Here is a 25,490-nt window from a genome sequence, read left to right on the forward strand (position 1 = left end):
AATGAAGCTCGGTTTTATTGGTCTTGGGATTATGGGAAGCGCAGTGGCAAATAATCTTCTAAAAAGCGGTTTTAGGCTAAATATATATAACCGCAGTAGAAAAAAGGTAAAAGATTTAACTTCAGATGATTATGAATTTCTAGATAACCCAAAATTAGTAGCCCAAAATAGCGATATAATTTTTATGATGCTAAGCAACGATGAGGCGTGCGAAAATGTTGTTAGCTCAAATAATGGTTTACTTGAGGGCTTATCTAGCAATAAGATAGTGGTGAATTTTAGTACTGTTTCTTCTTATTATTCTCAAAAACTATGCAATGAGGTAAACAAAAAAAATGCGTTATTTTTAGAAGCTCCGGTTGTTGGTAGTAAAATTCCTGCTCAAAATGCCGCATTGATAATACTTTGTGCAGGCGATAAAAAAGCTTACGAAGCTGCTAACCCATATTTTGAAAAACTATCAAAACGAGTCTTTTATTTGGATGCTGTGCCGAATGCTTCTTATCTAAAAATTGTGAATAATCAAGTAATGGGCATAACTATGCAGGCTTTAGCAGAAGGTTTACATTTAGCAAAAAAACTCAATTTAGATTTAAATGTTGTTTTGGATTTGCTCAACTCAGGGGCTTTTGCTAACTCAATGTTTGATTTAAAAGGTAAAAATATTTTAAACAACGATTATAATGTTCATTTTCCCTATGAACATATGCAAAAGGATTTGGGTTTTGCCGTAAAATTAGCAGAAGATAAAAAAGCTTTTTGTCCAGCACTTTCCATAGTAAACGAAATATATAAAAAAGGCTTATCTTCTTACTCAAAAGAAGATATGTGCGCAATCTTTGAAGCACTCAATAGTTAAAAATTTTCAAGTTTGATATCTTCAAACAGTTTTTCTATGGCTTTGTTTGCTTCTTGCCACATTTTAGTTGAGGGACAATTTTGAACGAGAGTGCAAACAAAGTCACCTTGTACGCAAGGTGCAAGTTTTATGCCTTCTGTAAAAATACCTATTAAATCTTTGAGTGATACGTCTGTCTTTAGTATTTTATAGCCACCATGAGGGCCTTTTTTACCTTCTACTATACCGTGCCTTTCAAGCTTTGCTGCCAGTTGCTTTAAATAGTTTTCGCTAATTTTAGTTATCTGAGAAACTTTTTTTAGACTTATAGGCTCATTGGTTTTTTTGAGTTCTATTAGAAACCTTAAACTGTACCTAACGTTCGTTGGTAAAAACATAGCTAGATTATATAATGTTTTTTTTTATTTTCAATAAAAATTTGATTTTTTTTAACAAACTTGGTAGAATTTAAAAAATGGAAGATGAAACAATAGAAAATCTTATTAAGCGTAGTTTTGAAATCGAATCTTTTGAACAGTTGGTAGGCCAAGAACATTTATTTTCCAAAGGTAAACCTCTTTATAACTTTTATTACAATAACACATATTTACCCTCCTTGATTTTGTTTGGTCCGCCAGGTTGCGGGAAAACAAGTTACGCAAAACTTATAGCAAAGAGAAAAAACTTGCACTACATCTATTTAAATGCCTCAATTGCTACACTAAAAGACATAAAGTCGGCGCTTGAAACCAAAGAGCGCATTCTTTTGGTAATAGACGAAATCCATAGACTCGACCAAAAGCAACAGGATTATTTGCTTTCTTTTCTTGAAAATAACGTTGTGTTGATTGGTACATCGTTTCATAACCCATACTTTAAGCTCAACAGAGCTTTGCGATCACGACTATTTGTGTATGAGTTTAAAAATTTAAGTGAAAAAGATCTATCGTTATTACTGGATAGAGTTGAAGCTGGTGGTATTGTTACAGAAAAAGATGCACGCTTTATACTTATCAAACAGTCAAACCACGATGCAAGAAAGTTAATGAATATATTACTTGCTCTAAATTTAGACCATATTACAAAAAAAGATATAGAAAACCTTTTCAATATAGATTTGTCATACGATAATCTACAAGAGCATTATGATTTTATTTCCGCATATATTAAAAGTATTAGAGGCTCAGACTCAGACGCAGCTATCTATTACCTTGCGCGCATGCTAGAAAGCGGGGAAGATCCAGAATTTATAGCAAGAAGGCTTTGTATATTGTCAAGTGAAGATATAGGCCTTGCCGATAAGTATGCTATAAATATTGCTGCAAGCACACTTTTTATCGTACAAAATATTGGCATGCCAGAAGCAAGGATCAATTTAGCTTTTTGTACAATTTATTTAGCTTTAGCTAAAAAGTCAAACTCAACATACTTAGCCTTAAGCAAAGCCCAATCAGATATTAAAAATGGTGTATTGCTAAATGTTCCAAAACACTTGAAAACAAATTCTAAGGATTATTTGTACCCCCATAATTACAAAGGTAGCTTTGTTAAACAAGAGTATTTAGAAAAAAAACTAAAATACTTCTACCCAAAAGAAAATGACGAGATAGATCAGTGGATACCATACAAGAATTAGGGGAATTTGCGCTTATTGAGAAGATAAAAACTCTTTTTGAGCAGCCAGCAGATGCTTTAGGTATTGGCGATGATTGTGCTGTTATACCAATTTACAATACAAATTTACTTGTAACTGTTGATACACTGATAGAAAATGTGCATTTTTTTAGTGATCATCCAATGGAAAAGCTAGCGAAAAAAGCTATAAATATAAATATTAGTGATATAGTTGCCTGTGGTGGAGTGTCAAAATGGGCATTTTTGTCTTTATCGCTAAACCCATCAATGAAAATTTCTCAAATAGAAACTTTTATTGAAAGCTTGCAAAAAAGTTGCGCTTCGCGCAATATATATTTACTTGGTGGCAACACCGCAAAGGATGATAAACTATCAATAAATATCACTTTAATAGGACAAGCGGATAAGCCTATTTTAAGATCAACCGCCAAGCCCAATCAGGATGTTTACCTTACAGGAGAAATTGGATGTTCGGCTTGCGGATTTTATGCTATTAAAAATAAATTATCCGCAAGCGATAAATGCCTTGAAAGATTTTTAGCTCCAAAGGCAAGAACAGATTTAATTGATCAAATAAAACCATACGCTACTGCTATGATAGATATAAGTGATGGACTACTTCAAGACGCTGAGCATATTTGCAGCTCAAGTAATGTAGGCATAGATATATTTTTAGAAAATATAAACATATGCGAAAATCAAAATTTAAACGACATTGATAAGATTACCTTCGGAGAAGACTACGAACTATTGTTTTGCGCAGATCAAAAAGACAGATCGTCAATACTTGCAATAAGCGATGTAAAATTAATTGGACGCACAAACAACAGTAAAAAAATCACAATTTACAATAATGGCAGAATAATTATTCCCAAAAAATATGGATTTACACATTTCTGAGTTATTTAAAATTATCCTATTTATCATAGCTTTGGGTTTAAGCGCTTTTTTATCTTCGTCCGAAACTGCTATCTTTTCACTTAAAGCTAAAGATCTTCTCCATATAAGGTATAAAAACCAAAAAGCGTATGAAATTATAACAAATCTGTTAACAAACTCTGAAAGCTTTATCACAATGCTATTAATACTAAACGAATTTACAAATATCTTTGCCTCAATTTTATTTGCAAATATATTTCAAACGTTATTTGGCAATAAATACCTTGCAATTTCAAGTGGCATTGTAGTTTTTTTGCTGCTGCTTTTTGGTGAAATTACGCCAAAAAGCCTGGCTGTTAAAAATAATGTATTAATATCAACAATCTTTGCAAGGCCCCTTTATATTTTGTTTAAACTTTCATTACCGGTAGTGCACATTTTTACTGGTATAATAAATCTATTTAAAAAAATCTTTTTCAAAAACTTACAGCAAGAAAATGTTCTAACTATAACTGAAAAAGAATTTAAAAATATCGTTGCAACTTCAAAAAATATTTTTGACTCCCAAGAACAGCAAATGATAGAAAATGTTTTTAAATTTGAAGAAAAACAAATAAAAGATATAATGGTACCGTTGAGGAAAGTATTGATGTTTGAAGCAAGTACAAAAATTGAGTCTTTTATAAAACACCTTGAAAACATAAAATACAACAGAATACCTATCTACAAGCAAAAACGCAATGATATTGTTGGCATCTTATATATAAAAGATTTAATAAAGCGCAAATGGGAGTACGGTATTGACAACAAAGAAACTGTTGCTTTTATAGCAAGAAAACCTGCGTTTATTAGTCAAAATATAAAGATAGACATGGCATTTAAATATATGATAAAGCGCAAAATTCATCTATTAGTTGTAGTAGACAACCATAAAACAAGTATTGGTGTTGTGAGCCTTCAAGATATAGTAGAAGAAATCGTAGGAGAAATCGAAAATGATACAAATTAAGCTTTTGGCTTCAATTTTGTCTTGTAATTTTTTAAAGCTTGAAGAAGAAATTAAAGATGCAGAATTAGTTGGTTGCGATATGCTCCACTTAGATATTATGGATGGCCACTTTGTGCCAAACATTACAATTGGGCCGGATATTGTAAGACAAATACATAAAGCCACAAAATTAAAGCTTGATGTGCATTTAATGGTAGAAAACCCATCTTTTTGGTCAGAAAAGTTTATAAATGCAGGAGCTTATTCTATAACTGTTCATCAGGAAGCAGACTACCACTTAAATAGGCTAATTAATTCTATCAAGGGAAAAAATACAAGGGCCCTTGTTTCTATTAATCCAGCTACATCTCCAATTTTGTTAGAATATATATTAGAATATATTGATGGTGTGCTTATAATGTCAGTAAACCCAGGATTTGGCGGTCAAGCATTTATAGAAAATTCTCTAAAAAAAATAGAGTATCTATCAAAGTTTAAATATTTGCACAACCTTGAGTTTGTAATCCAAGTTGACGGTGGTGTGAATTTAGACAATATCAAAAGCTTGATTGATGCTGGAGCAGACGAAATAATAGCTGGAAGTGCATTGTTTAAAGTAAATAAAAGCGAATTTGTAAAAAAATTTAAAGAATTGACGAGGGTTACAATATGACAAAACATTACTTAGACGACGAAGAATTAGCTTTGCTTGAAAGCAGACTAAAAAGAAAACCAAGTGAATTTGAAGAAGCTATCATTTTTTCACTATGGAGTGAGCATTGCAGCTATAAATCTTCTAAAATACACCTCAAAAAATTACCTACAAAATCCGAAAGAGTTGTTATTGGGCCAGGTGAAAATGCAGGTGTTATAGATATTGGCGATAATTTCGTAGCTATTTTCAAGATGGAGTCGCACAATCATCCATCGTATATCGATCCATACAACGGCGCTGCTACAGGCGTAGGAGGTATTTTAAGGGATGTTTTTACAATGGGTGCAAGACCTGTATTAAATATGGATGCATTATTCTTTGGCTTGCTAGATCATCCAAAAACCCCTTATTTGTTGGATGGTGTGGTCAGAGGTGTTGGTGATTATGGAAACTGCGTGGGCGTGCCAACAGCTAGCGGCCAAACTCTATTTTTAGATTGCTATAATAATAATATTTTGGTAAATGCATTTACTTTAGGTATTGCAAAAAAGGATAAAATATTTTTAGGTATAGCTAAAACAATAGGGGCAGATGTTATTTATGTTGGTTCAAAAACAGGCAGGGATGGCATACATGGTGCAACAATGGCCTCTAGCTCATTTGATGAAGAATCCATAAAAAACCGACCAACTGTTCAAATAGGGGACCCATTTACGGAAAAATTGCTCATAGAAGCGTGCCTGGAAGTAATGGACAAAAATTTGATAGAAGGCATACAGGATATGGGGGCAGCAGGTCTTACCTCAAGTGCATTTGAGATGGCTCAAAAAGGTGGGGTGGGCGTTGAATTACGCCTTGACAATGTACCATTAAGAGAAAGTTTGACGCCACTTGAGATAATGCTATCAGAAAGCCAGGAAAGAATGCTTATCATAGCACCCCCAAAAAACAGTCAAGAAATTTTGAGCATTTTTAAAAAATGGAGCCTTGATGCAAATATCATTGGTAAGGTTATAAAAGAACAAAAGGTAATTTTACGCTTTAAAAATCAAATTATTGGCGAATTTGATCTTGATATTATAGAAAGCCCAATGTATGAAAGAAAATACTCAAAACCTAGGTATTTGGACAATATCAACACTCAAATTAACCTACCAGAGCCTCACAATTACAATAAAGTGTTGTTAGACCTTCTCAGCAAGCCAAATTTAGCAGATAAGTCATCTATTTTTGAACAGTATGACTCAACTGTTCAAACAAATACACTAAAAGGACCAGAAGGCGATGCATGCGCAATAATCGTTAAACAAACAAATACAGCTATATTTGCAAGCGTATGTGTAAATCCTATATATTGCTATCTTGATCCATTTGTAGGATCACAGTTGGCTGTGCTAGAAAATTACAGAAATATTATTGCAAGCGGTGGAGATCCGGTAGCAATTACAGATTGTCTTAATTTTGGCAACCCTCAAAACCCAGAAATTATGTGGCAGTTTGTTAAATCTATTGAAGGTATAAAATATGCTTGCGAATCTTTAAATACACCTGTTGTGAGCGGAAATGTAAGCCTATATAATGAAACAATAACAGAAAATATTTTTCCAACGCCAACTATAGCTATGGTGGGCATAGGAAAGCAAGAAGATGTGCTCAAAAGTCAATTTCAGTTTGCAAACAATACGATTGTTTTGTTAAACGATATAGAACTCAATTTGGGCGCAAGTCAGTATTTGTATTATATGTACAATAAAATTGATGGTATGGTTCCGAAAGCCAAAATAAAACAACACTTAGCGTTAAAAAATTTTTTTGATATAGCCCATAAACAGCATAGATTAATTGTAAGCGCAAAAGATATCTCAATGGGAGGCATATCAGCCTGTCTTGCTTTTATGTGCAACAACATAGGGTGCGAGTTAAAGATTAATATGCCCTTGCTAAAATATGAGTTTTTGTTTAGCGAGTCTCAAGCAAATATAATAATAGAAATTAAAAATCAAGATTTTGATATGGTAGAATCTATTGCTTATGAAAGTGGTATCAATGTTTATAGACTGGGATTTACAACAGACGAAAAAAGACTTAAAATAAATGATTTGATAGACGTTTCCATTGATGATATTAAAGATGCTAAAAGTAAAGCATTTAAGAAAATTTTGTCATGAAATGCTATTTAGTTAGTTTGGGCTGCCCAAAAAATTTAGTTGATACAGAAAATATTTTGTATGAATCTTCAAAGCAACATATAGAATTTGTATATAATCCAGAAGAAGCGGATATTTTGCTTGTAAACACCTGCGCTTTTATTCAGAAAGCTATAAAAGAATCTATACATACAATTTTGGAAATAGCGCAGAACAAAAAAGAAAATCAGAAACTTGTAGTAGCAGGATGTCTTATCGGCAGGTTTAAAAACCAGATAGAATCTCAAATACCAGAAGTTGACATTTTTATAGATACCAATAGCATTGATTCTATAAGCTTAGACAAAAAGTTTAATTACTGCAATTTAGCAAGGTCGTTTAGTGTTGAAAAAAGGATTGTGACCACATATCCTTATGCATATTTGCGCATATCAGATGGTTGCAATCACAGGTGTAGTTTTTGCACAATACCGCAAATAAGAGGCTCTTATAGGGAAAAAAATAAAAAAGATATAGAAAGTGAATTTTTACAATTAATAGAAAATGGTATTAAAGAAGTTGTTCTTATAGCCCAAGACACATCTTGCTATAACAACAATAATTTATCAGCTTTATTAAAAGATTTATCTAAATTTAATGGGGATTTTTGGGTAAGGGTCCTATACTTGTACCCATCGTCAATTACAGACGATCTAATAGAAACAATTGCTTCTTCAGAAAAAATCGTGCCTTACTTTGATATACCGCTTCAGCATGTAAGCGATAAAATGCTAAAGCTCATGCGCAGAAATTACAATAAAAAATTTATATGTGAGCTATTTGATAAGCTTTTAAAATATGATGTTGCAATACGCTCAACTTTTATTGTAGGTTTTCCCTATGAGGAAGACAAAGATTTCAAAGAGTTGATGGATTTTACACACAATTACAAAATTGATCGGCTAGGTGCATTTGAGTACTCAAAAGAAGAAAACACAAAAAGCGCTTCCTATAGCACTAACGTTCCATACAATCTCAGGCGAAAGAGGAGGGCATTGTTGCTTGCTGCTCAAAAAAACTTAAGCAGAGAAAACTTAAAACGATTCGTTGGCAAAAAACTAAAAGTTCTTATTGATAGTCCCAAAAAAGCGAGAAGTTATCTTGATGCACCAGAAATCGACGGCTCTCTAAAGCTTAAATATGAAAGACCTGTTGGCGATTTTGTTGAGGTTACTGTTTCAAAATCAAGCTTTTACGATCTTTTTGAGTAAATTTTTATTGCATTGAAACTAAAAAAATGCTAACATAAAAACCAAATGAACATACACGAGTATCAAGCGAAGAAACTGCTAAAGCACTACAGCATAAACATACCAAAAGGCTTTATAGTAACCGATGCTAAACAGTTAGATAACATTTTTTTTGAAAAAGACAAATCATACATTGCAAAGGTACAGATTCACGCAGGTGCAAGAAACAAAGCAGGCGGTGTCCAGAAAATATCTACTAAACAAGAGGCTATAGGATTTTGCCAAAAATTTTTAGGAAGGCGCATAGTAACACCCCAAACCCCAAAAGGAGGAAAAGTTGTCTCTGCGATTTACATAGAAGAAGCTTTAAATGGTAACCAGGAATTATATTTGAGTATTTTTGCAGATAAAAATAAACAATGTAATATAGCACTAGCCTCAAAAGAAGGTGGCATTGATATACAAGATGCTTTTAAAAAAAGCACAAGTAATATTGTCTGCATCGATCCTTTGCTTGGGTTTGCCCAATTTTATGCAAAAAAAGCTTTGTGTGCTTTTAATTTTAAAAAAGAACAGGCAAATAAATTTATCACACTATTGTCAAACCTTTTTAGATTATACAAAGATATTGATGCCGAGCTTGTAGAAATAAACCCCCTGATTGATACAGGTTATGATTTTTTTGCACTTGATGCTAAAATTGTGATAGATGATAATGCACTATTTAGACAAGACGAGGTTTTATCATATAGGGACATACTCCAGGAAGAGCCACTTGAGTACCAAGCAAGCCAAAATAATTTAAATTATGTAAAACTAGATGGTAATATAGCTATGGTTGTAAATGGAGCTGGGCTTGCTATGGCTTGTTTGGATACAATAGAAGATTATGGCGGGAAATGTGCAAATTTTTTGGATATCAAAGGTAGTGCAACAAAGGAATCTATTATAAAAGCCTTGGAAATTATTTATCAAGACAGTAGGGTAAAAGTTGTGTTTGTTAATATTATTGGCGGTATAGTAAGGTGTGATATAGTTGCGAATGCGCTTTTAGATTTTTGTGATACTTATAACTTTAGCTTACCTATTGTAGCAAGACTTGAGGGCGCAAACAAAAACGAAGCGATTGATATGTTAAGCACCTTTAAAAAGGGTAATATTGCAATTGTAAAAACCTTAAAAGAAGGTATTGAAAAGGTCATTTTATCTGCTGGAGAAAAACTTTGAGCATATTGATTGACAAATCAACAAGGGCAATAGTCCAGGGGCTTGGTAAACAAGGTATTTTACATACAAAGATTTGCTTAGATTATGGTACAAAAATCGTAGCGGGTGTTAGTTTAGGCAAAACTCATATAGATGGCCTTGACATACCAGTTTTTGATTGCGTATGGGAAGCGTTGCAATATGTAAAAGCCGATACCAGTTTAATTTTTGTGCCAGCAAATAATGCCAAAGATGCCATACTAGAGGCTCAAGACGCAGGCATAAAGCAAACTATTGTTATTACAGAAGGTATACCATTACAGGATATGCTTATAGCAAAAGCATTTGCAACAAAAAATGGTATGAAAATCATAGGACCTAACACACCAGGTATTATATCTCCAAAACAGTGCAAGCTTGGTATTATGCCAGAAAGCATATTTGATAAAGGAAACATTGGTTTAATTTCAAGGTCTGGGACTTTAATGTACGAAATAGCTCTTTTATTAAAAGAATCCAGCTTTGGCGTATCAACAGCTTTAGGCATAGGCGGAGATCCAGTATTGGGTATGGGTTTTGCTGAAGTATTAAGTCTTTTTGAAAATGACGATCAAACTGATTGCGTTGTTATGATTGGCGAAATAGGGGGCACTTTAGAAGTGGCCGCAATTGATACGATCAAAAAAATGTCAAAAAAAGTTGTTGCCTACGTTGCAGGTAAAGCTGCCCCAAAGCAAAAAAAGATGGGGCATGCTGGCGCAATCGTTTCTTCAAAAGATGAATCAGCACAAGCTAAAATCGAAGCACTTTCGAATGTTTGTTATGTAGCACAAAACCCGCTTGAAATTGTTACTTTGATTAAAAAAATACTATCTTAAACTCTCTATATACTCACTCGCAAGGCTAGATATGGTAAAGATTTCATCTTCATTTACGGCTTCAAAACCTTCAAAACCTACATCGTTTAATAATTTTTTATCAAAATTTTCGATTGCATACAAAATTTCACTCTGATAACTGGCTAATTTTTGAGAAATACAAAATGAATGAAATGCAAAACCATCATTTGAAGCATCCAAAATATTGAGTTGATCCTTTATGATTTTGGATGATTTCTCATATACCTCGTTAAACACAAAACCAAGATCAAATTTTGATTGCAAAAGGTCCTTTATTACGCTTTGATAACTGCCGCAAAAACTAAATTTGCAGCTTTCTAAATCAATTTCGTTTTTTTCAAGTAAAAATAAACCCATCATATGCACAAATGTTTTTTTATGAGCGGAGATTATGTTGATTGGTTTTGTAAGCTGTGTATAACTTTTTATATTTTTTGAACATACAAGTACTTCGTCAAAATGATTTATAGGCTTTGCAATGGGTATAAAATCTAATTCATTCATATATACAACCCAATCAAATGGGTTTGCGTATACTATATCAATTTCACCAGAAAAACAAGCATTTCTGCACTCATCAAAATCTTTATAAGGTATGAACTTTATCTTTTCTCCAAGTTTTTTTTGTAAATATGTAGAAACCAAAAACCAACCTGGTAAATTTTTTCCGCAATAGTTAGGATCAACTGTAAATTTATACATACTTTACCTTATATTTCAAAATCAACTGGTATATCACCAAGAATTTTCAAGTGAATATCAAATGCTCTCATATATTTAACTGCTGTCATCATAGAGCCTTTGAATTTTAATTTTCTACTCATTAAAGCCATTTTACCTGATAGTCCATTGTTTACAATTTTTTTCCAGTTTTCAAGGGTTGTCCACATTTCAAAATCGCATTTTCTATCATCTTTTTTACCAGCAAAAACAATTTCGCCTGCTTGACAGACCATCATCATATGAGGTAGATTTGGCTTATCTTCAATGTAATATTCCCAGCTTGAGTTAAAATTTCTTAAATCTTGCCGAATAATTAAGTTATTTGTATTCCATTGATCTGCAACTAATTTTATCCATCCTTCACTCATAAATTTTACACTCATACTTATCCCCCATTTCCATTAATAAGTTATCTAATTATAGTATAAATCATTTATATTATCAAATTTTTTTATATATTAATTTGACTTTTAAATTAACTTTTTTATAATTTTTAATGTATGAACAAAACAAAAAACAACCTATATGAAATAGTGTATAAAAGTTATGAGATTTTAATCAAAGATTTTCAAAATATAAATTTCGATTTACTATTGGACTTAGCCTTTAATTATCTTGATGTGGAACTTGTATGGGTTGGTATATTAAGTGACGGTAATTTAAAGGTAAGTAATGCAAAAGGTGAAGCAATTGGGTATATTAATGACAAATCTCTAAGAAGTTATCAGCAAAGCTTATTAAAAAGTTATTTGGATAGTTTTTTTGTGTCAAATGACATTCTAAGGGATGAAAGACTGTTTTACCTCAAAGATAATGCTAAAATATATAATTTTAACTCTGTATTTTTCTTCTCCTTTAAAATAAATAATTCAGATTATGGCTTTATTGTATTTTATTCAAAAAATAAAGATTACTTCGACAAACGCACAGTAGAAATCCTTTCAAACTTTGCATTAGCAGTAAAAACAGTTTTGCTGCTTCAAGAAAAGGAAAAAAAACATTCTTTATTGACGGACATAGTAGAAAACAGCTATCAAGGAATCGTAATAGCAAATAACCAAAACAAGATTATTTATACAAACAAAGCATTTGCTAAAATAACAGGATATAGTTTTGAAGAAGCAAAAAACAAAAACCCTTCTATACTAAAATCCAATTACCACTCAATAGAATACTACAAAGACATGTGGTATAAAATTGTCCATGAAGGGCACTTTGAAGGCAAAATCTATAACAAGAAAAAAAATGGTGAAGTATACGAGGAAATTATTTTTATCAAAACAATAAAAGATAAAGAAGGCAAAATCCTATATTATTTCAGCTTTTTCACAGACTTAACAGAGTTAAAAAAAGCCCAAGACCAAGCAAACTATTACACATATCACGATCCCGTAACAAAGCTTATAAACCAAACAGGATTTTTTGAACAAGCGCAAGGAATAATAGAAAATAACGAATCATTTGCCTTAGTATACCTTGACTTAGATGATTTTTCTATTATCAATGTAAATTTTGGAATTGAAAAAGCAAATAGTATATTAAGGGCATTTGGTGATTTTTTAAGAAAAGAAATTGCTCGTCCAAAAGACATAGTAGGCAGGCTTGGGTCAGATGAATTTGTTATATTAAAGCGTTCTGTTATAGATCAAACGATTATAAAATTTACCCAAAACGCTGCTGAAAAAATCAGGCAAAAGGTGTTTCTCGTAGACAATCAAGAGGTTTTTTTAAAAGTAAGCGCAGGTATTGTGCTTTACCCAAAAGATTCAGACGATATAAATACACTTGTAAATTACGCTCAAGCTTCCTGCAAGAAAGCTAAGCAGTTAGGCAAAAATCAGTGCGTATTCTTTAATAATTCCATATACGAAGAGTTTATTAACAGCTTTGCGCTTACAAACGAAATACTGCATGGTATAGAATTTGAGGAATTTGAACTTTACTTTCAGCCTATCTACAATACGCACTCAAGAACAATTACAAACGCAGAGGCACTAATTAGATGGAACCACCCAAAAAGAGGTTTGCTTTCACCGTTTTCTTTTATACCTTTTGCTGAACAGTCATACATTATTGAAAAACTGGATTTTTATGTATTAGAAAAGGCTTTCCAAGCAATAAAAAGCTTTAAGCAAGAAAATCTAAATATCATTTTATCTGTAAATTTAACAGGCAGAACATTTTTAATGGATAACTTTGTTGACCAATTTAGAAAACTCTTGTCTGCATACGCAATAGACACTAGTTTTATAAAAATAGAATTAACTGAATCCATAGCCTTAAATGACGAGAATAAAGCAAGAAATCACATGGACGCTCTAAATAGCTTAGGTATTAACTTCTCTATGGATGATTTTGGCACAGGATATTCTTCTATACTCAGTTTAAAGAAATTTCCATTTTCTAATATAAAGCTTGACCAAAATTTTGTTATGGATTCTCAAAACAATAAAGATTCAGAAATTATTAACTCTAACTTGCTAAATATGCTAAATGAACTAAATTTTGAGACAACAGCAGAAGGCGTAGAAAACGAATTTCTTTTCTTTTTGTTTAATTACTTGCCATGCGATTTACTGCAAGGCTACTTTATATCAAAACCAGTTGATTATAAAAGGTTCGTAAGTTTTGTTAAAAATTTTACGCCAGATATCGCATTTATGGAATTTAAAAAAGACAATACAAGAATGCATAATCTGCAAATGGTTAAGGTTAAGTTCTATATCTACAAATACTACAAAAAGCTAAGAGAATTTATCCAAAACAAACCTACAGATCAGCAAATGAATAATTTATCAAATATTATAGAACTTGACTATAAACACTGTGACTTTGGCAAATGGTATTACTCAGTATACCCCATATACAACCAAATTGAAACATTCAAAAGCATCGAGGTATTGCATATAGATTTACACAAAACAACAGAAAAATTGCTGTTGGAAAAAGACAAGGAAAAAATCCAAGCACTAATTCTCGATCTTAAATACAAAATTATGTTGTTAAACGCCCAGTTTGAAAATTTTTACTTAGAAACTGTCAAAATATTAAAGATTTAAATATCAATCATTCGTTTTCATAAATATGCAAGTTTTTTTCAAGCAGAATATAATAGTTATCTGATAGGAATTAGTTTCGATTTTGAGGTGAAAAATGAAGTTTCTTATTAGTTTTGTTTTTTTAGTCATATTAGTTAAGTCCGCTTTTGCTGTAGATATAACTTCTATGAATGTTGCCAATCAAACAATTTTAATAAGCTCTACTTCAGAGCCTAACTATGCTACATCAAATCTTACTCTAAACAATAATCACTATTTTGTCGTATCATTTAAAAATGCTATCTTAACAAATAAAAGCGAAGTTCTATACAACAAAATACCAGGAATAGAAAATATTACGCTTGTTCAATACAGTCTAAATCCTGATATTGTAAGATGCACCATTGAAACAAACCAAAAGTCATCTTTTTTTGTCCAAACAGTTCAAATTAACTCAAAAAAATTAGTAACAATTATAAGCCCAAATGTTAGTGAACCCAAAACCCCACGCATTTGTTCAACACCAATGCAAACACAACAAGCAAGAAAACTTAAAGTTTTTATAGATGTGGGTCATGGCGGGTATGACCCAGGTGGTGTTGGACCAGCAGGATTACCAGAATCATTTGTAAATTTATCAGTTGCCCTAAAGTTGGCAAAATATCTAAGAGAAAAAGGTATATCTGTAGAACTTGATAGAACATCAAACGTATTTGTACCTTTGTATACAAGAACACAGTTGGCTAATGAAAGTGGTGCGAATCTGTTTATTGGCTTGTATTGTAATGCGTCAAGTAGCCCAAACACGCATGGTACAACCACATATTACTGGCATGAAGATTCTTATCCTTTTGCTAATTACTTAGAAAACTACATTTCCCAAAAATTAGGCTTAACAGATGATGGAACTGTCAAGGATAACCTTTACGTAATAAAATACACTACTGATATGCCAGCAGTTTTAATTGAATACGCATACATATCAAACCCATACGAGGAAAGCTTGCTTGGCTCAACAGGCTTTCGAAATATTTTGTCGCAGGATTTGGCAAATGCAATTTACAATTACTTTATACTAAAGAAAACTCAAATCGCTAGGCAATAGATTAAGGAGATTGTATGAAAGTACTTATCGTTTTATTGAGCACAATTGCTTTTTTAGCAACACTCATGGAATTGCTCGTGAAAATATTGTTTGTAAGGTTATAAAATTTAATGAAACTAACGAGGTTTAAAGTAATATTTTTTTTAATTGCTGGGTGTTTTTTTGTCGCTATTGTAAAAGTTTTTTCTATTGAAGTGCTAAATTTAGGACAATATAAACGCATTTATGCAACTCAAATTCAACCGGCTATTGTTGTGCAAGGCAAAAGAGGGCTAATATTTGATTCAAGAGGCAAGGTTTTAGCAGAAAATTCATTTTTATATGATATTTTTGTCGACCCAAAGTATTACATTGCGCATAATAATTATAAAAACATTAAATTTTTGGATTTTATTGATAATTTTTTTAAAATCAATATCAGTCAATTAATTAAAGAAAATCCACAAAAGCAATATATTAATTTGGGTATAATACCCGCTAAATACTTTTATTTTATAAAAAAACATATACCTCTTGGCTTTGGTTTAGAAAAAAAACAAGTGCGTTATTATCCCTATAAAAATGATGTATCTCATATTATAGGTTTTGTTAATGAAAATGGTAAAGGTGCGGTTAGCGTTGAAAGAAAATATAACATGTATCTTCAAGGCCAAAAATCATTTGAAAAAATTTCTCTGACACCTTATGGTACCATACAATATTCTAAAATTCCCCAAAATGGTGACAATATACATTTAACAATTAACGAAACGGTGCAAAATTACCTTCATTATTTACTTAAAGACACATTAAAAAAACATAAAGCAAAAATGGCTATGGGTATTGTTGAAAAACCAGATGGTTCAATTGTAGCTATGGATGATGTCCCTGGTTACAATAACAATAAGTATTATGATTACACGAATTACTCCCGCATAAAAGATATGCCTATTAATTTTTTATTTGAACCTGGAAGTGTATTTAAGATAGTTACAATGTCAAGTGCCCTTAATTCAGGCATTTTTAATGGTAATGAAACTCTTTGGTGTAATAACGGTTACTGGCCCGTGTTTGGCCATATCATAGAAGATGTAGAAGATAATAAATTTTTAAGATTTGACCAAGTATTTGCTTATTCAAGCAATGTGTGTTCAGCTAAAATTGCTCTTAAAGAGAAAAAGAAAATTTTCTACAAATACTTATGGCGCTTTGGTTTTGGTAAAAAAACTGGCATAGATTTACCTGGTGAAGAAAGTGGCATAGTAAAAGATTATATAAGCCTGCGGCCATTTGATTTAGCCACAATGGCCTTTGGTCAAGGAATAAGTGTTACGGATATACAGCTTGCACGTGCTTATGCAACAATTGCAAATGGTGGTTTTTTGATTACTCCACATGTTTTAAATTACATTACAAAAGATCATAAAATAACTTATAAATATAAAGAACACTCAATCAGAATACTTAAAACTCAAACTGTTAAGAAAATCAGACATATATTAGGTGATGTTGTAAAATACGGTACAGGCATTTATGCACAGTTGAAAAACTATTCTATAGGTGGGAAAACTGGTACAGCTCAAGTTGCAAACGGCAAAGGGGGTTATAGCAAAAATCACTACATTGGTTCGTTCGTAGCAATTTTTCCCCTAAATAAACCACAATTTGTAATTTTAATAACCGTTGTAGATCCAAAAGGTGTGAATTATGGTGGAATGATAGCAGCCCCTTATGTAGCTAAAATGGCATCATTCTTGGCAGCATACTATAAAATTCCTGGAAACAATTTAATAAATAATAATATAAAAAAATTTACCTGGAGGCAATAAATGTCTAAAAAATTCAAATTTCTTGCATTTGTTTTTGTTTGTTTAATATTATTAGTTTTCTTGTATTTGGGCTTTAGTGTTAATTCTAATGCAGTTGCAAATCAAAACGATAACATACCTCAAAAACAAATAAAAATGTTTTCTCAAGTGTTAAATATAGTCCAATCCAACTATGTTGATAAAGTACCAACCTCGAAACTTATAATCGATTCAATCAAAGGTATGATAAGTTCACTTGACCCACACTCTGAGTTTTTGACACCACAAGAGTACAAAGGTATGCAAACAACAATGAAAGGCCACTTTGGGGGCATCGGCATTGTAATAGACAAAAAGGATGATTTTTTAACTGTAGTATCGCCACTGCCTAATACGCCTGCATATAAAGCTGGTATTAAATCAAACGACGTAATATTAAAAATAAACAATATCTCTACATTTAGAATGAATCTTGAAAAAGCAGTTAAGCTTATGAGAGGTAAACCCGGAACCTATATTAAATTAACTATAGCAAGGAAAGGTGTGCCAACACCTCTTATATTTAACATCAAAAGGGCAATTATCCATATCAAAAACATTGACTCAAAACTTTATGGAGATATAGGCTATATTAGAATTATACAGTTTAAAGACCATACTGCAAGCGAACTAAAAAAGGCACTCTCGAAACTAGAAAAAGAACATATCAAAGGTTTAATTTTAGACTTAAGAAATAACCCAGGTGGATTATTAGATCAAGCGTCAAAAGTTTCAAATATGTTTATAAACGAAGGCGCAATTGTTTCTATAAGAGGCAGAAACAAGGATAACGACGAAATAATCTATGCCAAAGACCAACCTATTTTTAAAAAGCCGGTTGCTGTGCTAATTAATTCTGGAACGGCATCTGCAGCAGAAATAGTAACAGGTTGCCTTAAAGATCACAACAGAGCTGTTGTAATCGGTCAAAGAAGTTTTGGAAAAGGAAATGTTCAGGATGTTATACCTATGCAGGACGGTTATGCTTTAATACTAACTGTAGCTAAATATTATACGCCAAATGGTTTTAGCATTCAAGCAGAAGGTATTGTGCCAAATATTGAAATAAAAAAGAAAAACGAAGATAATTTTGTTTTGCGAGAAAGTGACCTTTTGCATCACTTAACTAGTAAAAAAGCTATATTACAAAAACCTCAAGAAATTTTGATTGACAGTAGCACCAAAGAACATAAACATTTAAAAAATGAATTCATCTTCAAAGAGGCCATAAAAGTCTTAAATGAAGAAATAAAAAAATGCCCTCAAAGTGCAAAAATGTGCTATAGTAAATTGAAAAATTGAATTTTTTAGATATATTAATTTTGTGGAATTAAAAACTAATGCAAATTTAGATCCGGTTTTACACTATAAGCTTGATCCTGGTGAGTGGGGCTCAAGCGCCCCCTCAAGCGCAGCTTTATCGATTGGAAGAGTTTCTCAATATGAAGCGGATAATATTAGCCGCTTTAAAAAAGAAGCTCTTAAAAAAGGCTGCTACGTGATACAAACTAGTGTATCTTTAAATATCAGCAAGCAAGGTGAATATTTAGCCGCAACAAGTGGTAAATCTCAAGTTATTATTTATTGTCCTAAAAAAGATCAATCAAAAAAAGACAATAATGAGCAATCAATGCTAAGTATTTACGATAAACAAATTAATCAGCTGAAAGAGCAAAAAAATATGCACAAACCCCCGATCAAAAAGACAAAATAGAACAAAAAATTAAAGCTTTAAAACTTCAAAAACTATCACTTAAAGCAATTTTGCACTACACAAAAAATCCTGCTTCCGTAAGTATGCTTGATTTAACCGCTTAAAATCAATCATTTAAAGTTATTGTATCTAAACTGTAGTTTAGTAAATCGATGCTTAAGATTTTGTTTAAAAGGTTTGACTGAAAAGAGCAAATAAGCTTAATAGTCTCCATTGCTTGCAAACTAGCAACTATACCAACTGTTTGCGGTATAATGTAGTTTTTTTGCTCGCCAAAAGAAAATATCTCTTCCAATTTTTTATCCTTGAGTGTAGCAATTTGGCCAAAATATCCAAACACACCTGCATGTACAAAATAAGTGTGATTTTGGCAGGCCAATCTGCTGAGCAAATTTTTTGAATGTTTGTTATCAAAGCAATCAACCACTACATCCACGTATGGTAACTCAAAATTCTCATCAATAAGCCCAAATGCCTCAACCTGGCAATGCGTCCCAATTGATTCTAATTTTGCTTTTGCCGTAAGATTTTTTGGTTTGCCAATGTCTTGTTCAGTGTATAAAAACTGTCTGTGAATGTTTGTTTGGCTAACTGAATCGAAATCAGCTATATAAAGCTTTTCTATTCCAACCCTCACAAGCATCTCGCTTACTATACAGCCTAAGCCTCCAACTCCACCAACAAAAACTTTTGCTTTTTCAATTTTTTCTTGACACTTATGACCCAAAATAGGAATTTGTCTATCAAAAAAACTCATCCGCCAGCAGCAGGTGGAAAAAAATCCACGCTGTCATTATTTTTCACAATTGTACCTAAACCATTTATATGCAATATGTTTTTTCCATTAACTAAAATCATTGTTCCAATTACAAGGTTATTATTATCCACTATATAGTCTTTTATACCCAACAACTCAATTAATGATTTAATATCTACTTGATCTTTATTGATTTCTACACTTTTACCAACTTTTTCTCGCAAAGTAGAATAAAATCTTATTATCATACTATTTAATATAGAAAACTTTTTAATATTTTCAAGTGTATTGAAAAGTTTTAGAATAAGCCTATATTCTAAAAAAATGGAGGTGGGTTATGAATAAGCCAAATTTTTATATCGATTTGGAAAAAGAGTTTCCAGAATTTATGAATGCGCTTGAAAATTTAGGCAAAACTGTTAAACTAACTGCTAAATTGGATGAAAAAACCACTCAATTAGTACAGCTTGCAGCATCTTGCGCGATAGGCAGTGAAGGTGCGGTGCACTCTCACACAAGAAGAGCACTTGAAGCAGGCGCTAAAAAAGAAGAGATAATCTGGGTTTGTCTTTCTTTAGTAAGCACAATTGGTTTTCCAAAAGTTGCAGCCGCAATCAGCTGGGTAAGAGATATTGTAAAATGAGAGTATTAATTACTGGCTCTACCGATGGCATAGGCAAACAAACAGCCCTGGCATTAGCTTCAAGCGGCTTTGAGGTTATTGTTCATGGAAGGGATACCAAAAAGGTTGAAGAAACTAAAAAATTAATCGGCTGTAAGGGCATTGTAGCTGACCTTTCATGCTTAAAGGAAATAGACAATATTGTTTCTATTGAGAATGAATCAATTGATATACTTATTAACAATGCAGGCGTATATAACAAAAATTATAAACTGAGCTGCGATGATTTTGAATTAACTTTTGCTGTAAATTACTTAGCTCATTTTTATTTAACGCTTAGTCTTTTGCAACAAAAAATCTATCCAAAAATAATTATAAATATTAGTTCTATGGTTCATGCAGACTATATTGATATGGATGATATAACAAGACCACACTCGTATGACCCAAATGAAGCCTACGCTGTATCAAAGCTTTGCAACATCCTCTTTAGCTATTATTTAACAAAAAGAGTTAAACACCTTGGCATCTTGGTAAATGCTATGCACCCTGGTGTAATAAATACTAAGATGCTTATTGATAACTGGGGAGCAATCGGAGAAAATGTAGAAAAAGGCGCATTAAATGTCTTGAAAACACTTGAAACTATCCAAAAAAACTCATATACAGGCATGTACTTTGTAAATGCAAACCCAACCAAGTCCAAAGCAATTTCTTATAATTCAATTATTCAAGAAAAACTATGGCAATTGAGTATGAAGCTATGTAATCTTAGTGACTTAAAACTTGACTAAATTTGTAATATATTATATACTCAGATTGAAATTTTATTAAATTTTTATACTATGACATCAAAAGAGGGGGTGTGGATGAAAAAAGTCTTGCAAGCTGTGTTGATTTCTTTTGCAATTTTTCTCTCAGGTTGCTCAAACAACAAACAAGAACCAAAAATCAATCATATACAATCAAAGCTTTTTAGAGTGGTACAGAAAGAAGTTACACATTATGTGAGATTACCAGCTACGATTGTTTCCAAAAAAGACATCAGTATTGCTTCAAGCCCCCTAAACCAATTTACATTTTATTTAGGAAGAGTGGATAAAATTTTAGTTGATGTGGGAGAACAAGTCAAAAAAGGCCAGTTGCTTGTAGTAGTTGATCCCATTCAAACACAAAACACAATTGAGCAAATGCGTCAAAGTATAAATCAAGCTCAAGCAAATTTGGATTTTGTCAAAGCAAATTATGAAAGATACGCTAACTTATACAAAGAAAATGTTATCTCAAAAGAAGAATTTGAAAAAATGCAAATGCAGTATAAAACCGTACAAGCTCAACTTGAATCAGCCAAAGCTGCCTATAGGGGTGCAAATAGCGTATTGAGTTATTTTAATATAAGAGCTCCATTTGATGGTGTTGTAGCAAGTAAACTTGTGGATGCAGGTCAGGTTGTTTCGCCTATGCAACCAATAATTAGTCTTATTGATCCAAATAATCTAGAAGTAAAATTTTATGTTGATGAAAATACCTATAAAAGTATAAAATTAGGCGAAGAAATAACTATAACTATTAATAACGCCAATTTAAACTCAACAGTAACCACAATTTCTCCAAAAGCAGATGATATTACACATACCTATTTAGTAAAAGCAAAAATTGAACCAAACCAGAATGTCCAAGCAGGAGATTATGCAGTGGCACAAATCCCAGTTGGCAAGAAAAAAGTTATTTTAATTCCAAAATCCTGCGTATTAAATCGAGCGGGAATCGAAGGCGTAATAGTTGTAAGAAACAATATTGCAAATTATCAGATGATAGAAACTGGTTATCAAAGAGGCGAGTTTATAGAAGTGCTCTCTGGTCTTGAACCAAATGATGAAATAGCTACCACTAACCTATCTTTGATTAACAACGGTGATATGATAAATGACAGATAAGCTAAATATAGCTGGTAAACTAGCAAAAAGCTTTTTAGAATCAAAAATAACGCTGCTAATTATGATAGCCATAAGCATTTTTGGTATTATGGCAATTTCTCAAACACCACGTATGTATAACCCAGAAATTGTAGTTCCATCAGCAACTATAATTATTCAAAGACCTGGATTTAACGCTCAAGAGATGAACAATCAAGTAGTAAAACCACTTGAAGCGATTGTTGCAGCTACATCTGGTGTTGAGCATACATATGGTTATGCTCAAGATAACATTGGAATGGTAACAGTACAGTTTTATGTTGGTCAAGATGAAGAAAAAAGCTTGGTTAAACTTTACAATCAAATTATGCGCAATATGGATAGGATGCCACCTGGCACACTCCAGCCACTTGTAAAGTCTATTAGTATAAATGATGTACCTATAGAGACAATCACGCTTAGCTCTAAAACTATACCTCAAGGAAAACTCAGAACCGTTGCATTGAGACTCACAGAACAATTAAGAAGTGTTCCAAATGTTGGTCTTACAAATATATACGGTGGCTTCCCAAAATCTGTTATTGTGTGGATCAATCCACAAAAGCTATCTTCATACGGTATAAGTTTAAACAAACTAATTAATATAATTGGCGCAAGTAATGTGGACGTTTCTGCTGGCGATATGATACAAAATAACAAAAATACACCGATCAAAGTCGAAAGTAAACTTACAAATACATATGATGTAGGTAATGTAGTTATAGGCGCCAAAGATGATAAGCCGATATTTTTAAAAGATGTAGCCGATATTGTGGAAGGACCAGCTCATACATACACCAATTCAATATTTTACGACGGAGTTGCCGCCAAAAAGAATATTAATATCCCTCAGTCAGCTGTAACTATAGCTTTAGCCAAAAGATCAGGTAGTAATGCTGTTGTTGTAGCACATCAGATAAACGGAAGGTTGCAAAGATTCGAAAAAGAGGCTATGCCACAACATATCAACGTTACCATTACAAAAAACGATGGTCAAAAAGCAAATAATGCTGTAAATACACTTATAGAGCACTTGGGTATATCAGTTTTGGTGGTGGTTGTCATTTTGCTATTTTTTTTGGGCTACAAAGAGGCTGGAATCGTTACCATAACGATACCATTGATAGTGTTTGTGGTGCTTGGTATTGGGTGGCTTATAGGTCAAAGTATTAACCGTATAACTTTATTCGCTTTGATATTATCACTAGGGTTACTTGTTGATGCAGCTATTGTTGTCATAGAAAACATACACAGGCACATAAGCTGCTGCCCTGTAAAAAACTTTAAAGAATCTCTAATACTTGCTACAAACGAAATAGGAAATCCTACAAATATTGCCACAATTGCTGTTATATTGGCATTCATACCAATGGCTTTTGTAAGCGGCATGATGGGCCCTTTCATGAGACCAATTCCAATAAATGTGCCTGTAGCAATGGTAACTTCTTTAATTGTGTCATACATTGTTGTGCCGTGGGCTTCAAATATTTTTTTAAAAAAAGAAGCTAGCTTATCAAAAGCAACAGAACATAAAAATTTCCTCCACAAAGCCTATGTAAAAACAATTACACCGCTAATTACATCAAGAACAAAGAGAAATGTTTTTTTAGCTATCGTCTTAGTAGCATTGTTTATTAGCCTGATTTTGCCCGTATGGCAGTTTATTCGACCACAAGGCTTAAATGGTCCGTTGAGCACTTTTGGGGTGGGCGTTAAAATGCTTCCAAACGATAACACAAATACATTTTTAATCGAAGTTGATGCCAAAGGTGGCTCTGCCATAGCATATACTCAAAAAATTGCCCAAAGAGTTTGTGATAAGCTAGCAAAAAATCAATACATCACAAATTATCAGGTTTTTTTGGGAGAAAGCTCACCACCTGATTTTGCCGCTTTAGTAAGAAATGATTTGTTTAAAAAAGCCAGTAACCTAGCACAAATAAGGGTAAATTTGGTATCAAAAGAAGACCGTCATAAAACCTCGCACGAGATAGCCCAAGCTGTATACAAACAGATTGAACCACTAGAAAAACAATACCCAGGCACAAGGGTTAAGCTTTTTGAAGAGCCACCCGGGCCACCAGTACAAGCACAAGTATTAGCGGAACTCTACGGACCAGATTACAATGTAGCAAGACAAAGCGCCCATTTCATCAAAGAGGATTTTAAGAAAATTTATGGTATATCAAATGTTGATGATTCTGTTGGCCAAAATGTCTTAGAGTACAAAATTGTTTTAGATAAAAAGAAAATTGCCCTTATGGGTTTAAATAACAATTTGATTGCAAGCGAAGTTAGTGCTTTATTAAACGGTTTAGATGTAACGAGCCTTCACTCAAATACCGCTTACGAACCACAAAATATTATAATTAGATTAAAAAAATCCGATAGGTCAAGTCTGCTACAAATTATGGATTTACAAATTACGCTTCCAAATGGCCAAAGTGTACCCTTATCAAGCATTGCATCTGTTGAAAAAACTTTCGCTAATAAACCAATTTTTACCAAAGATCAGCATAATGTTGTATATATCGAAGGCGATTTATTAAAATCAAGTCCTATATATGCTGTTTTAACTCTTAACAAATGGCTTGACAATCATACACTACAAAATGGAGTGAAACTAACGACAGCTAATTTAGGCTTTCAACAATCTCAAGCGCATGATATAAGTCACTATCAAATATTATGGGGCGGTGAGATGCGTCTCACATTGGATGTGTTTAGAGACTTAGGTGGTGCATTTATTGTAGCATTGCTATTTATTTACTTAATTTTGGTTGCGTATTATAAATCATTTATGATGCCATTTATCATTATGATACCCATTCCTTTAACTCTAATTGGTGTTTTTTGGGGACACTGGCTTCTTCATCAATCCTTTACCGCAACATCTATGATTGGTGTGATTGCTCTAGCTGGCATTGTTGTGCGAAACTCGCTGCTTTTAATTGATTTTATGCTAGATTATATGGCCAAAGGTAATTCACTAGAAGACTCGCTTATTGAAGCAGGTGCTGTTAGGTTTAGGCCAATATTGCTTACGGCACTGGCCATTGTTTTTGGCTCTGCCATAATGGTTACAGATCCTGTGTTTGGAGGACTTGCCATATCGCTTATATTTGGCACGTTTATATCGACCGCCTTGACGCTGATTGTTATTCCGTTAATTTATTACATTTGGCAAATAAGATTTGTAGTAAAAATAACCAAAAGTAAAAGTACTTGACTAATAAAATTAAGATTGTAAATTATAACTAAAATGGAGGTATTT

Annotated in this window: 23 protein-coding genes; 18 read left to right on the forward strand and 5 right to left on the reverse strand. The window is 32.6% G+C overall.

Annotated elements, in window-relative coordinates:
- The first annotated feature begins 1 nt into the window (after nt 1).
- The gene (locus DESAMIL20_RS04425; protein ID WP_086033608.1) at nt 2-859 is read left to right on the forward strand and encodes an NAD(P)-dependent oxidoreductase; all 858 of its coding nucleotides are present in this window, start codon (nt 2-4) and stop codon (nt 857-859) included.
- On the opposite strand, the gene DESAMIL20_RS04430 is transcribed toward DESAMIL20_RS04425, so the two are convergent.
- On the reverse strand, nt 856-1,236 hold the full coding sequence (locus DESAMIL20_RS04430) for an RrF2 family transcriptional regulator (protein ID WP_086033609.1): 381 nt from the start codon (nt 1,234-1,236) through the stop codon (nt 856-858). The genes DESAMIL20_RS04425 and DESAMIL20_RS04430 overlap by 4 nt on opposite strands.
- 77 nt (nt 1,237-1,313) lie before the next feature.
- On the opposite strand from DESAMIL20_RS04430, the gene DESAMIL20_RS04435 reads away from it, so the two are divergent.
- The 8 genes from DESAMIL20_RS04435 to sucD are packed head-to-tail and all read left to right on the forward strand — an operon-like array spanning nt 1,314 to nt 10,455.
- A complete protein-coding gene (locus tag DESAMIL20_RS04435) occupies nt 1,314-2,474 on the forward strand; it encodes a replication-associated recombination protein A (RefSeq protein ID WP_086033610.1) in 1,161 nt (386 codons plus the stop codon).
- Nucleotides 2,453-3,373 carry a thiamine-phosphate kinase gene (thiL, locus tag DESAMIL20_RS04440; protein ID WP_086033611.1) on the forward strand — a complete coding sequence of 307 codons (921 nt, stop codon included), beginning with the start codon at nt 2,453-2,455 and terminating at the stop codon, nt 3,371-3,373. Before DESAMIL20_RS04435 ends, thiL begins: the two co-directional genes overlap by 22 nt.
- Nucleotides 3,354-4,361 carry a hemolysin family protein gene (locus DESAMIL20_RS04445; RefSeq protein WP_086033612.1) on the forward strand — a complete coding sequence of 336 codons (1,008 nt, stop codon included), beginning with the start codon at nt 3,354-3,356 and terminating at the stop codon, nt 4,359-4,361. The genes thiL and DESAMIL20_RS04445 overlap by 20 nt, the downstream gene beginning before the upstream one ends.
- Nucleotides 4,357-5,013 carry a ribulose-phosphate 3-epimerase gene (gene rpe / locus DESAMIL20_RS04450; RefSeq protein ID WP_086034720.1) on the forward strand — a complete coding sequence of 219 codons (657 nt, stop codon included), beginning with the start codon at nt 4,357-4,359 and terminating at the stop codon, nt 5,011-5,013. Before DESAMIL20_RS04445 ends, rpe begins: the two co-directional genes overlap by 5 nt.
- Nucleotides 5,010-7,163, forward strand: coding sequence for a phosphoribosylformylglycinamidine synthase subunit PurL (purL, locus tag DESAMIL20_RS04455; protein WP_086033613.1), 2,154 nt, complete (start codon nt 5,010-5,012; stop codon nt 7,161-7,163). Before rpe ends, purL begins: the two co-directional genes overlap by 4 nt.
- Nucleotides 7,160-8,392, forward strand: a complete 1,233-nt coding sequence (gene rimO, locus DESAMIL20_RS04460) for a 30S ribosomal protein S12 methylthiotransferase RimO (RefSeq protein WP_086033614.1) — start codon at nt 7,160-7,162, stop codon at nt 8,390-8,392. The genes purL and rimO overlap by 4 nt, the downstream gene beginning before the upstream one ends.
- A 45-nt stretch (nt 8,393-8,437) precedes the next feature.
- Nucleotides 8,438-9,598, forward strand: coding sequence for an ADP-forming succinate--CoA ligase subunit beta (sucC, locus tag DESAMIL20_RS04465; protein ID WP_086033615.1), 1,161 nt, complete (start codon nt 8,438-8,440; stop codon nt 9,596-9,598).
- A complete protein-coding gene (sucD, locus tag DESAMIL20_RS04470; protein WP_086033616.1) occupies nt 9,595-10,455 on the forward strand; it encodes a succinate--CoA ligase subunit alpha in 861 nt (286 codons plus the stop codon). The genes sucC and sucD overlap by 4 nt, the downstream gene beginning before the upstream one ends.
- Here the strand turns inward: sucD and DESAMIL20_RS04475 are convergent.
- Both DESAMIL20_RS04475 and DESAMIL20_RS04480 read right to left on the reverse strand, forming a co-directional pair.
- Nucleotides 10,447-11,178, reverse strand: coding sequence for a PhnD/SsuA/transferrin family substrate-binding protein (locus DESAMIL20_RS04475; RefSeq protein ID WP_086033617.1), 732 nt, complete (start codon nt 11,176-11,178; stop codon nt 10,447-10,449). The genes sucD and DESAMIL20_RS04475 overlap by 9 nt on opposite strands.
- An 8-nt stretch (nt 11,179-11,186) precedes the next feature.
- Nucleotides 11,187-11,582: an SCP2 sterol-binding domain-containing protein gene (locus DESAMIL20_RS04480; RefSeq protein ID WP_086033618.1), complete on the reverse strand. Its 396-nt coding sequence runs from the start codon at nt 11,580-11,582 to the stop codon at nt 11,187-11,189.
- A gap of 117 nt (nt 11,583-11,699) precedes the next feature.
- Between DESAMIL20_RS04480 and DESAMIL20_RS04485 the strand changes: the two genes are divergently transcribed.
- From DESAMIL20_RS04485 to DESAMIL20_RS04505, 5 genes are all read left to right on the forward strand, one after another.
- Complete coding sequence (locus DESAMIL20_RS04485) at nt 11,700-14,258, forward strand: EAL domain-containing protein (RefSeq protein WP_086033619.1); 2,559 nt, start codon at nt 11,700-11,702, stop codon at nt 14,256-14,258.
- Between the two features lie 94 nt (nt 14,259-14,352).
- The gene (locus DESAMIL20_RS04490; protein ID WP_086033620.1) at nt 14,353-15,342 is read left to right on the forward strand and encodes an N-acetylmuramoyl-L-alanine amidase; all 990 of its coding nucleotides are present in this window, start codon (nt 14,353-14,355) and stop codon (nt 15,340-15,342) included.
- Nucleotides 15,343-15,452: 110 nt separating this feature from the next.
- Nucleotides 15,453-17,150, forward strand: a complete 1,698-nt coding sequence (locus DESAMIL20_RS04495) for a peptidoglycan D,D-transpeptidase FtsI family protein (RefSeq protein ID WP_086033621.1) — start codon at nt 15,453-15,455, stop codon at nt 17,148-17,150.
- On the forward strand, nt 17,151-18,470 hold the full coding sequence (locus DESAMIL20_RS04500; RefSeq protein WP_086033622.1) for a S41 family peptidase: 1,320 nt from the start codon (nt 17,151-17,153) through the stop codon (nt 18,468-18,470).
- 22 nt (nt 18,471-18,492) lie between these two features.
- On the forward strand, nt 18,493-18,882 hold the full coding sequence (locus DESAMIL20_RS04505; RefSeq protein ID WP_086033623.1) for a hypothetical protein: 390 nt from the start codon (nt 18,493-18,495) through the stop codon (nt 18,880-18,882).
- A gap of 106 nt (nt 18,883-18,988) precedes the next feature.
- Here the strand turns inward: DESAMIL20_RS04505 and DESAMIL20_RS04510 are convergent, their stop codons facing one another.
- Both DESAMIL20_RS04510 and DESAMIL20_RS04515 read right to left on the reverse strand, forming a co-directional pair.
- Nucleotides 18,989-19,639 (reverse strand): HesA/MoeB/ThiF family protein, encoded by a 651-nt coding sequence (locus DESAMIL20_RS04510; protein ID WP_086033624.1) that lies wholly within the window; start codon nt 19,637-19,639, stop codon nt 18,989-18,991.
- Nucleotides 19,636-19,887 carry a MoaD/ThiS family protein gene (locus tag DESAMIL20_RS04515; protein WP_086033625.1) on the reverse strand — a complete coding sequence of 84 codons (252 nt, stop codon included), beginning with the start codon at nt 19,885-19,887 and terminating at the stop codon, nt 19,636-19,638. The genes DESAMIL20_RS04510 and DESAMIL20_RS04515 overlap by 4 nt, the downstream gene beginning before the upstream one ends.
- 89 nt (nt 19,888-19,976) lie before the next feature.
- On the opposite strand from DESAMIL20_RS04515, the gene DESAMIL20_RS04520 reads away from it, so the two are divergent.
- The 4 genes from DESAMIL20_RS04520 to DESAMIL20_RS04535 all read left to right on the forward strand — a co-directional run bounded on the left by DESAMIL20_RS04520 (nt 19,977) and on the right by DESAMIL20_RS04535 (nt 25,445).
- Nucleotides 19,977-20,282 carry a carboxymuconolactone decarboxylase family protein gene (locus DESAMIL20_RS04520; RefSeq protein WP_086033626.1) on the forward strand — a complete coding sequence of 102 codons (306 nt, stop codon included), beginning with the start codon at nt 19,977-19,979 and terminating at the stop codon, nt 20,280-20,282.
- Nucleotides 20,279-21,055, forward strand: coding sequence for an SDR family NAD(P)-dependent oxidoreductase (locus DESAMIL20_RS04525; protein ID WP_086033627.1), 777 nt, complete (start codon nt 20,279-20,281; stop codon nt 21,053-21,055). The genes DESAMIL20_RS04520 and DESAMIL20_RS04525 overlap by 4 nt, the downstream gene beginning before the upstream one ends.
- 75 nt (nt 21,056-21,130) lie before the next feature.
- Nucleotides 21,131-22,198, forward strand: a complete 1,068-nt coding sequence (locus tag DESAMIL20_RS04530) for an efflux RND transporter periplasmic adaptor subunit (protein ID WP_158090520.1) — start codon at nt 21,131-21,133, stop codon at nt 22,196-22,198.
- Nucleotides 22,188-25,445, forward strand: a complete 3,258-nt coding sequence (locus DESAMIL20_RS04535) for an efflux RND transporter permease subunit (protein ID WP_086033629.1) — start codon at nt 22,188-22,190, stop codon at nt 25,443-25,445. The genes DESAMIL20_RS04530 and DESAMIL20_RS04535 overlap by 11 nt, the downstream gene beginning before the upstream one ends.
- The last annotated feature ends 45 nt before the right edge of the window (nt 25,446-25,490 follow it).

It is taken from the genome of Desulfurella amilsii, from assembly GCF_002119425.1.
Lineage (GTDB): Bacteria > Campylobacterota_A > Desulfurellia > Desulfurellales > Desulfurellaceae > Desulfurella > Desulfurella amilsii.

Coding starts and splice junctions, on each gene's coding strand:
- DESAMIL20_RS04445 (WP_086033612.1), top strand. CDS start 3,354: ATGGATTTACACATTTCTGAGTTATTTAAAATTATCCTATTTATCATA.
- DESAMIL20_RS04435 (WP_086033610.1), top strand. CDS start 1,314: ATGGAAGATGAAACAATAGAAAATCTTATTAAGCGTAGTTTTGAAATC.
- rimO (WP_086033614.1), top strand. CDS start 7,160: ATGAAATGCTATTTAGTTAGTTTGGGCTGCCCAAAAAATTTAGTTGAT.
- DESAMIL20_RS04490 (WP_086033620.1), top strand. CDS start 14,353: ATGAAGTTTCTTATTAGTTTTGTTTTTTTAGTCATATTAGTTAAGTCC.
- DESAMIL20_RS04480 (WP_086033618.1), bottom strand. CDS start 11,582: ATGAGTGTAAAATTTATGAGTGAAGGATGGATAAAATTAGTTGCAGAT.
- DESAMIL20_RS04525 (WP_086033627.1), top strand. CDS start 20,279: ATGAGAGTATTAATTACTGGCTCTACCGATGGCATAGGCAAACAAACA.
- DESAMIL20_RS04485 (WP_086033619.1), top strand. CDS start 11,700: ATGAACAAAACAAAAAACAACCTATATGAAATAGTGTATAAAAGTTAT.
- DESAMIL20_RS04515 (WP_086033625.1), bottom strand. CDS start 19,887: ATGATAATAAGATTTTATTCTACTTTGCGAGAAAAAGTTGGTAAAAGT.
- DESAMIL20_RS04430 (WP_086033609.1), bottom strand. CDS start 1,236: ATGTTTTTACCAACGAACGTTAGGTACAGTTTAAGGTTTCTAATAGAA.
- DESAMIL20_RS04495 (WP_086033621.1), top strand. CDS start 15,453: ATGAAACTAACGAGGTTTAAAGTAATATTTTTTTTAATTGCTGGGTGT.
- DESAMIL20_RS04535 (WP_086033629.1), top strand. CDS start 22,188: ATGACAGATAAGCTAAATATAGCTGGTAAACTAGCAAAAAGCTTTTTA.
- DESAMIL20_RS04520 (WP_086033626.1), top strand. CDS start 19,977: ATGAATAAGCCAAATTTTTATATCGATTTGGAAAAAGAGTTTCCAGAA.
- sucC (WP_086033615.1), top strand. CDS start 8,438: ATGAACATACACGAGTATCAAGCGAAGAAACTGCTAAAGCACTACAGC.
- DESAMIL20_RS04530 (WP_158090520.1), top strand. CDS start 21,131: ATGAAAAAAGTCTTGCAAGCTGTGTTGATTTCTTTTGCAATTTTTCTC.
- purL (WP_086033613.1), top strand. CDS start 5,010: ATGACAAAACATTACTTAGACGACGAAGAATTAGCTTTGCTTGAAAGC.
- DESAMIL20_RS04500 (WP_086033622.1), top strand. CDS start 17,151: ATGTCTAAAAAATTCAAATTTCTTGCATTTGTTTTTGTTTGTTTAATA.
- DESAMIL20_RS04425 (WP_086033608.1), top strand. CDS start 2: ATGAAGCTCGGTTTTATTGGTCTTGGGATTATGGGAAGCGCAGTGGCA.
- DESAMIL20_RS04475 (WP_086033617.1), bottom strand. CDS start 11,178: ATGTATAAATTTACAGTTGATCCTAACTATTGCGGAAAAAATTTACCA.
- DESAMIL20_RS04510 (WP_086033624.1), bottom strand. CDS start 19,639: ATGAGTTTTTTTGATAGACAAATTCCTATTTTGGGTCATAAGTGTCAA.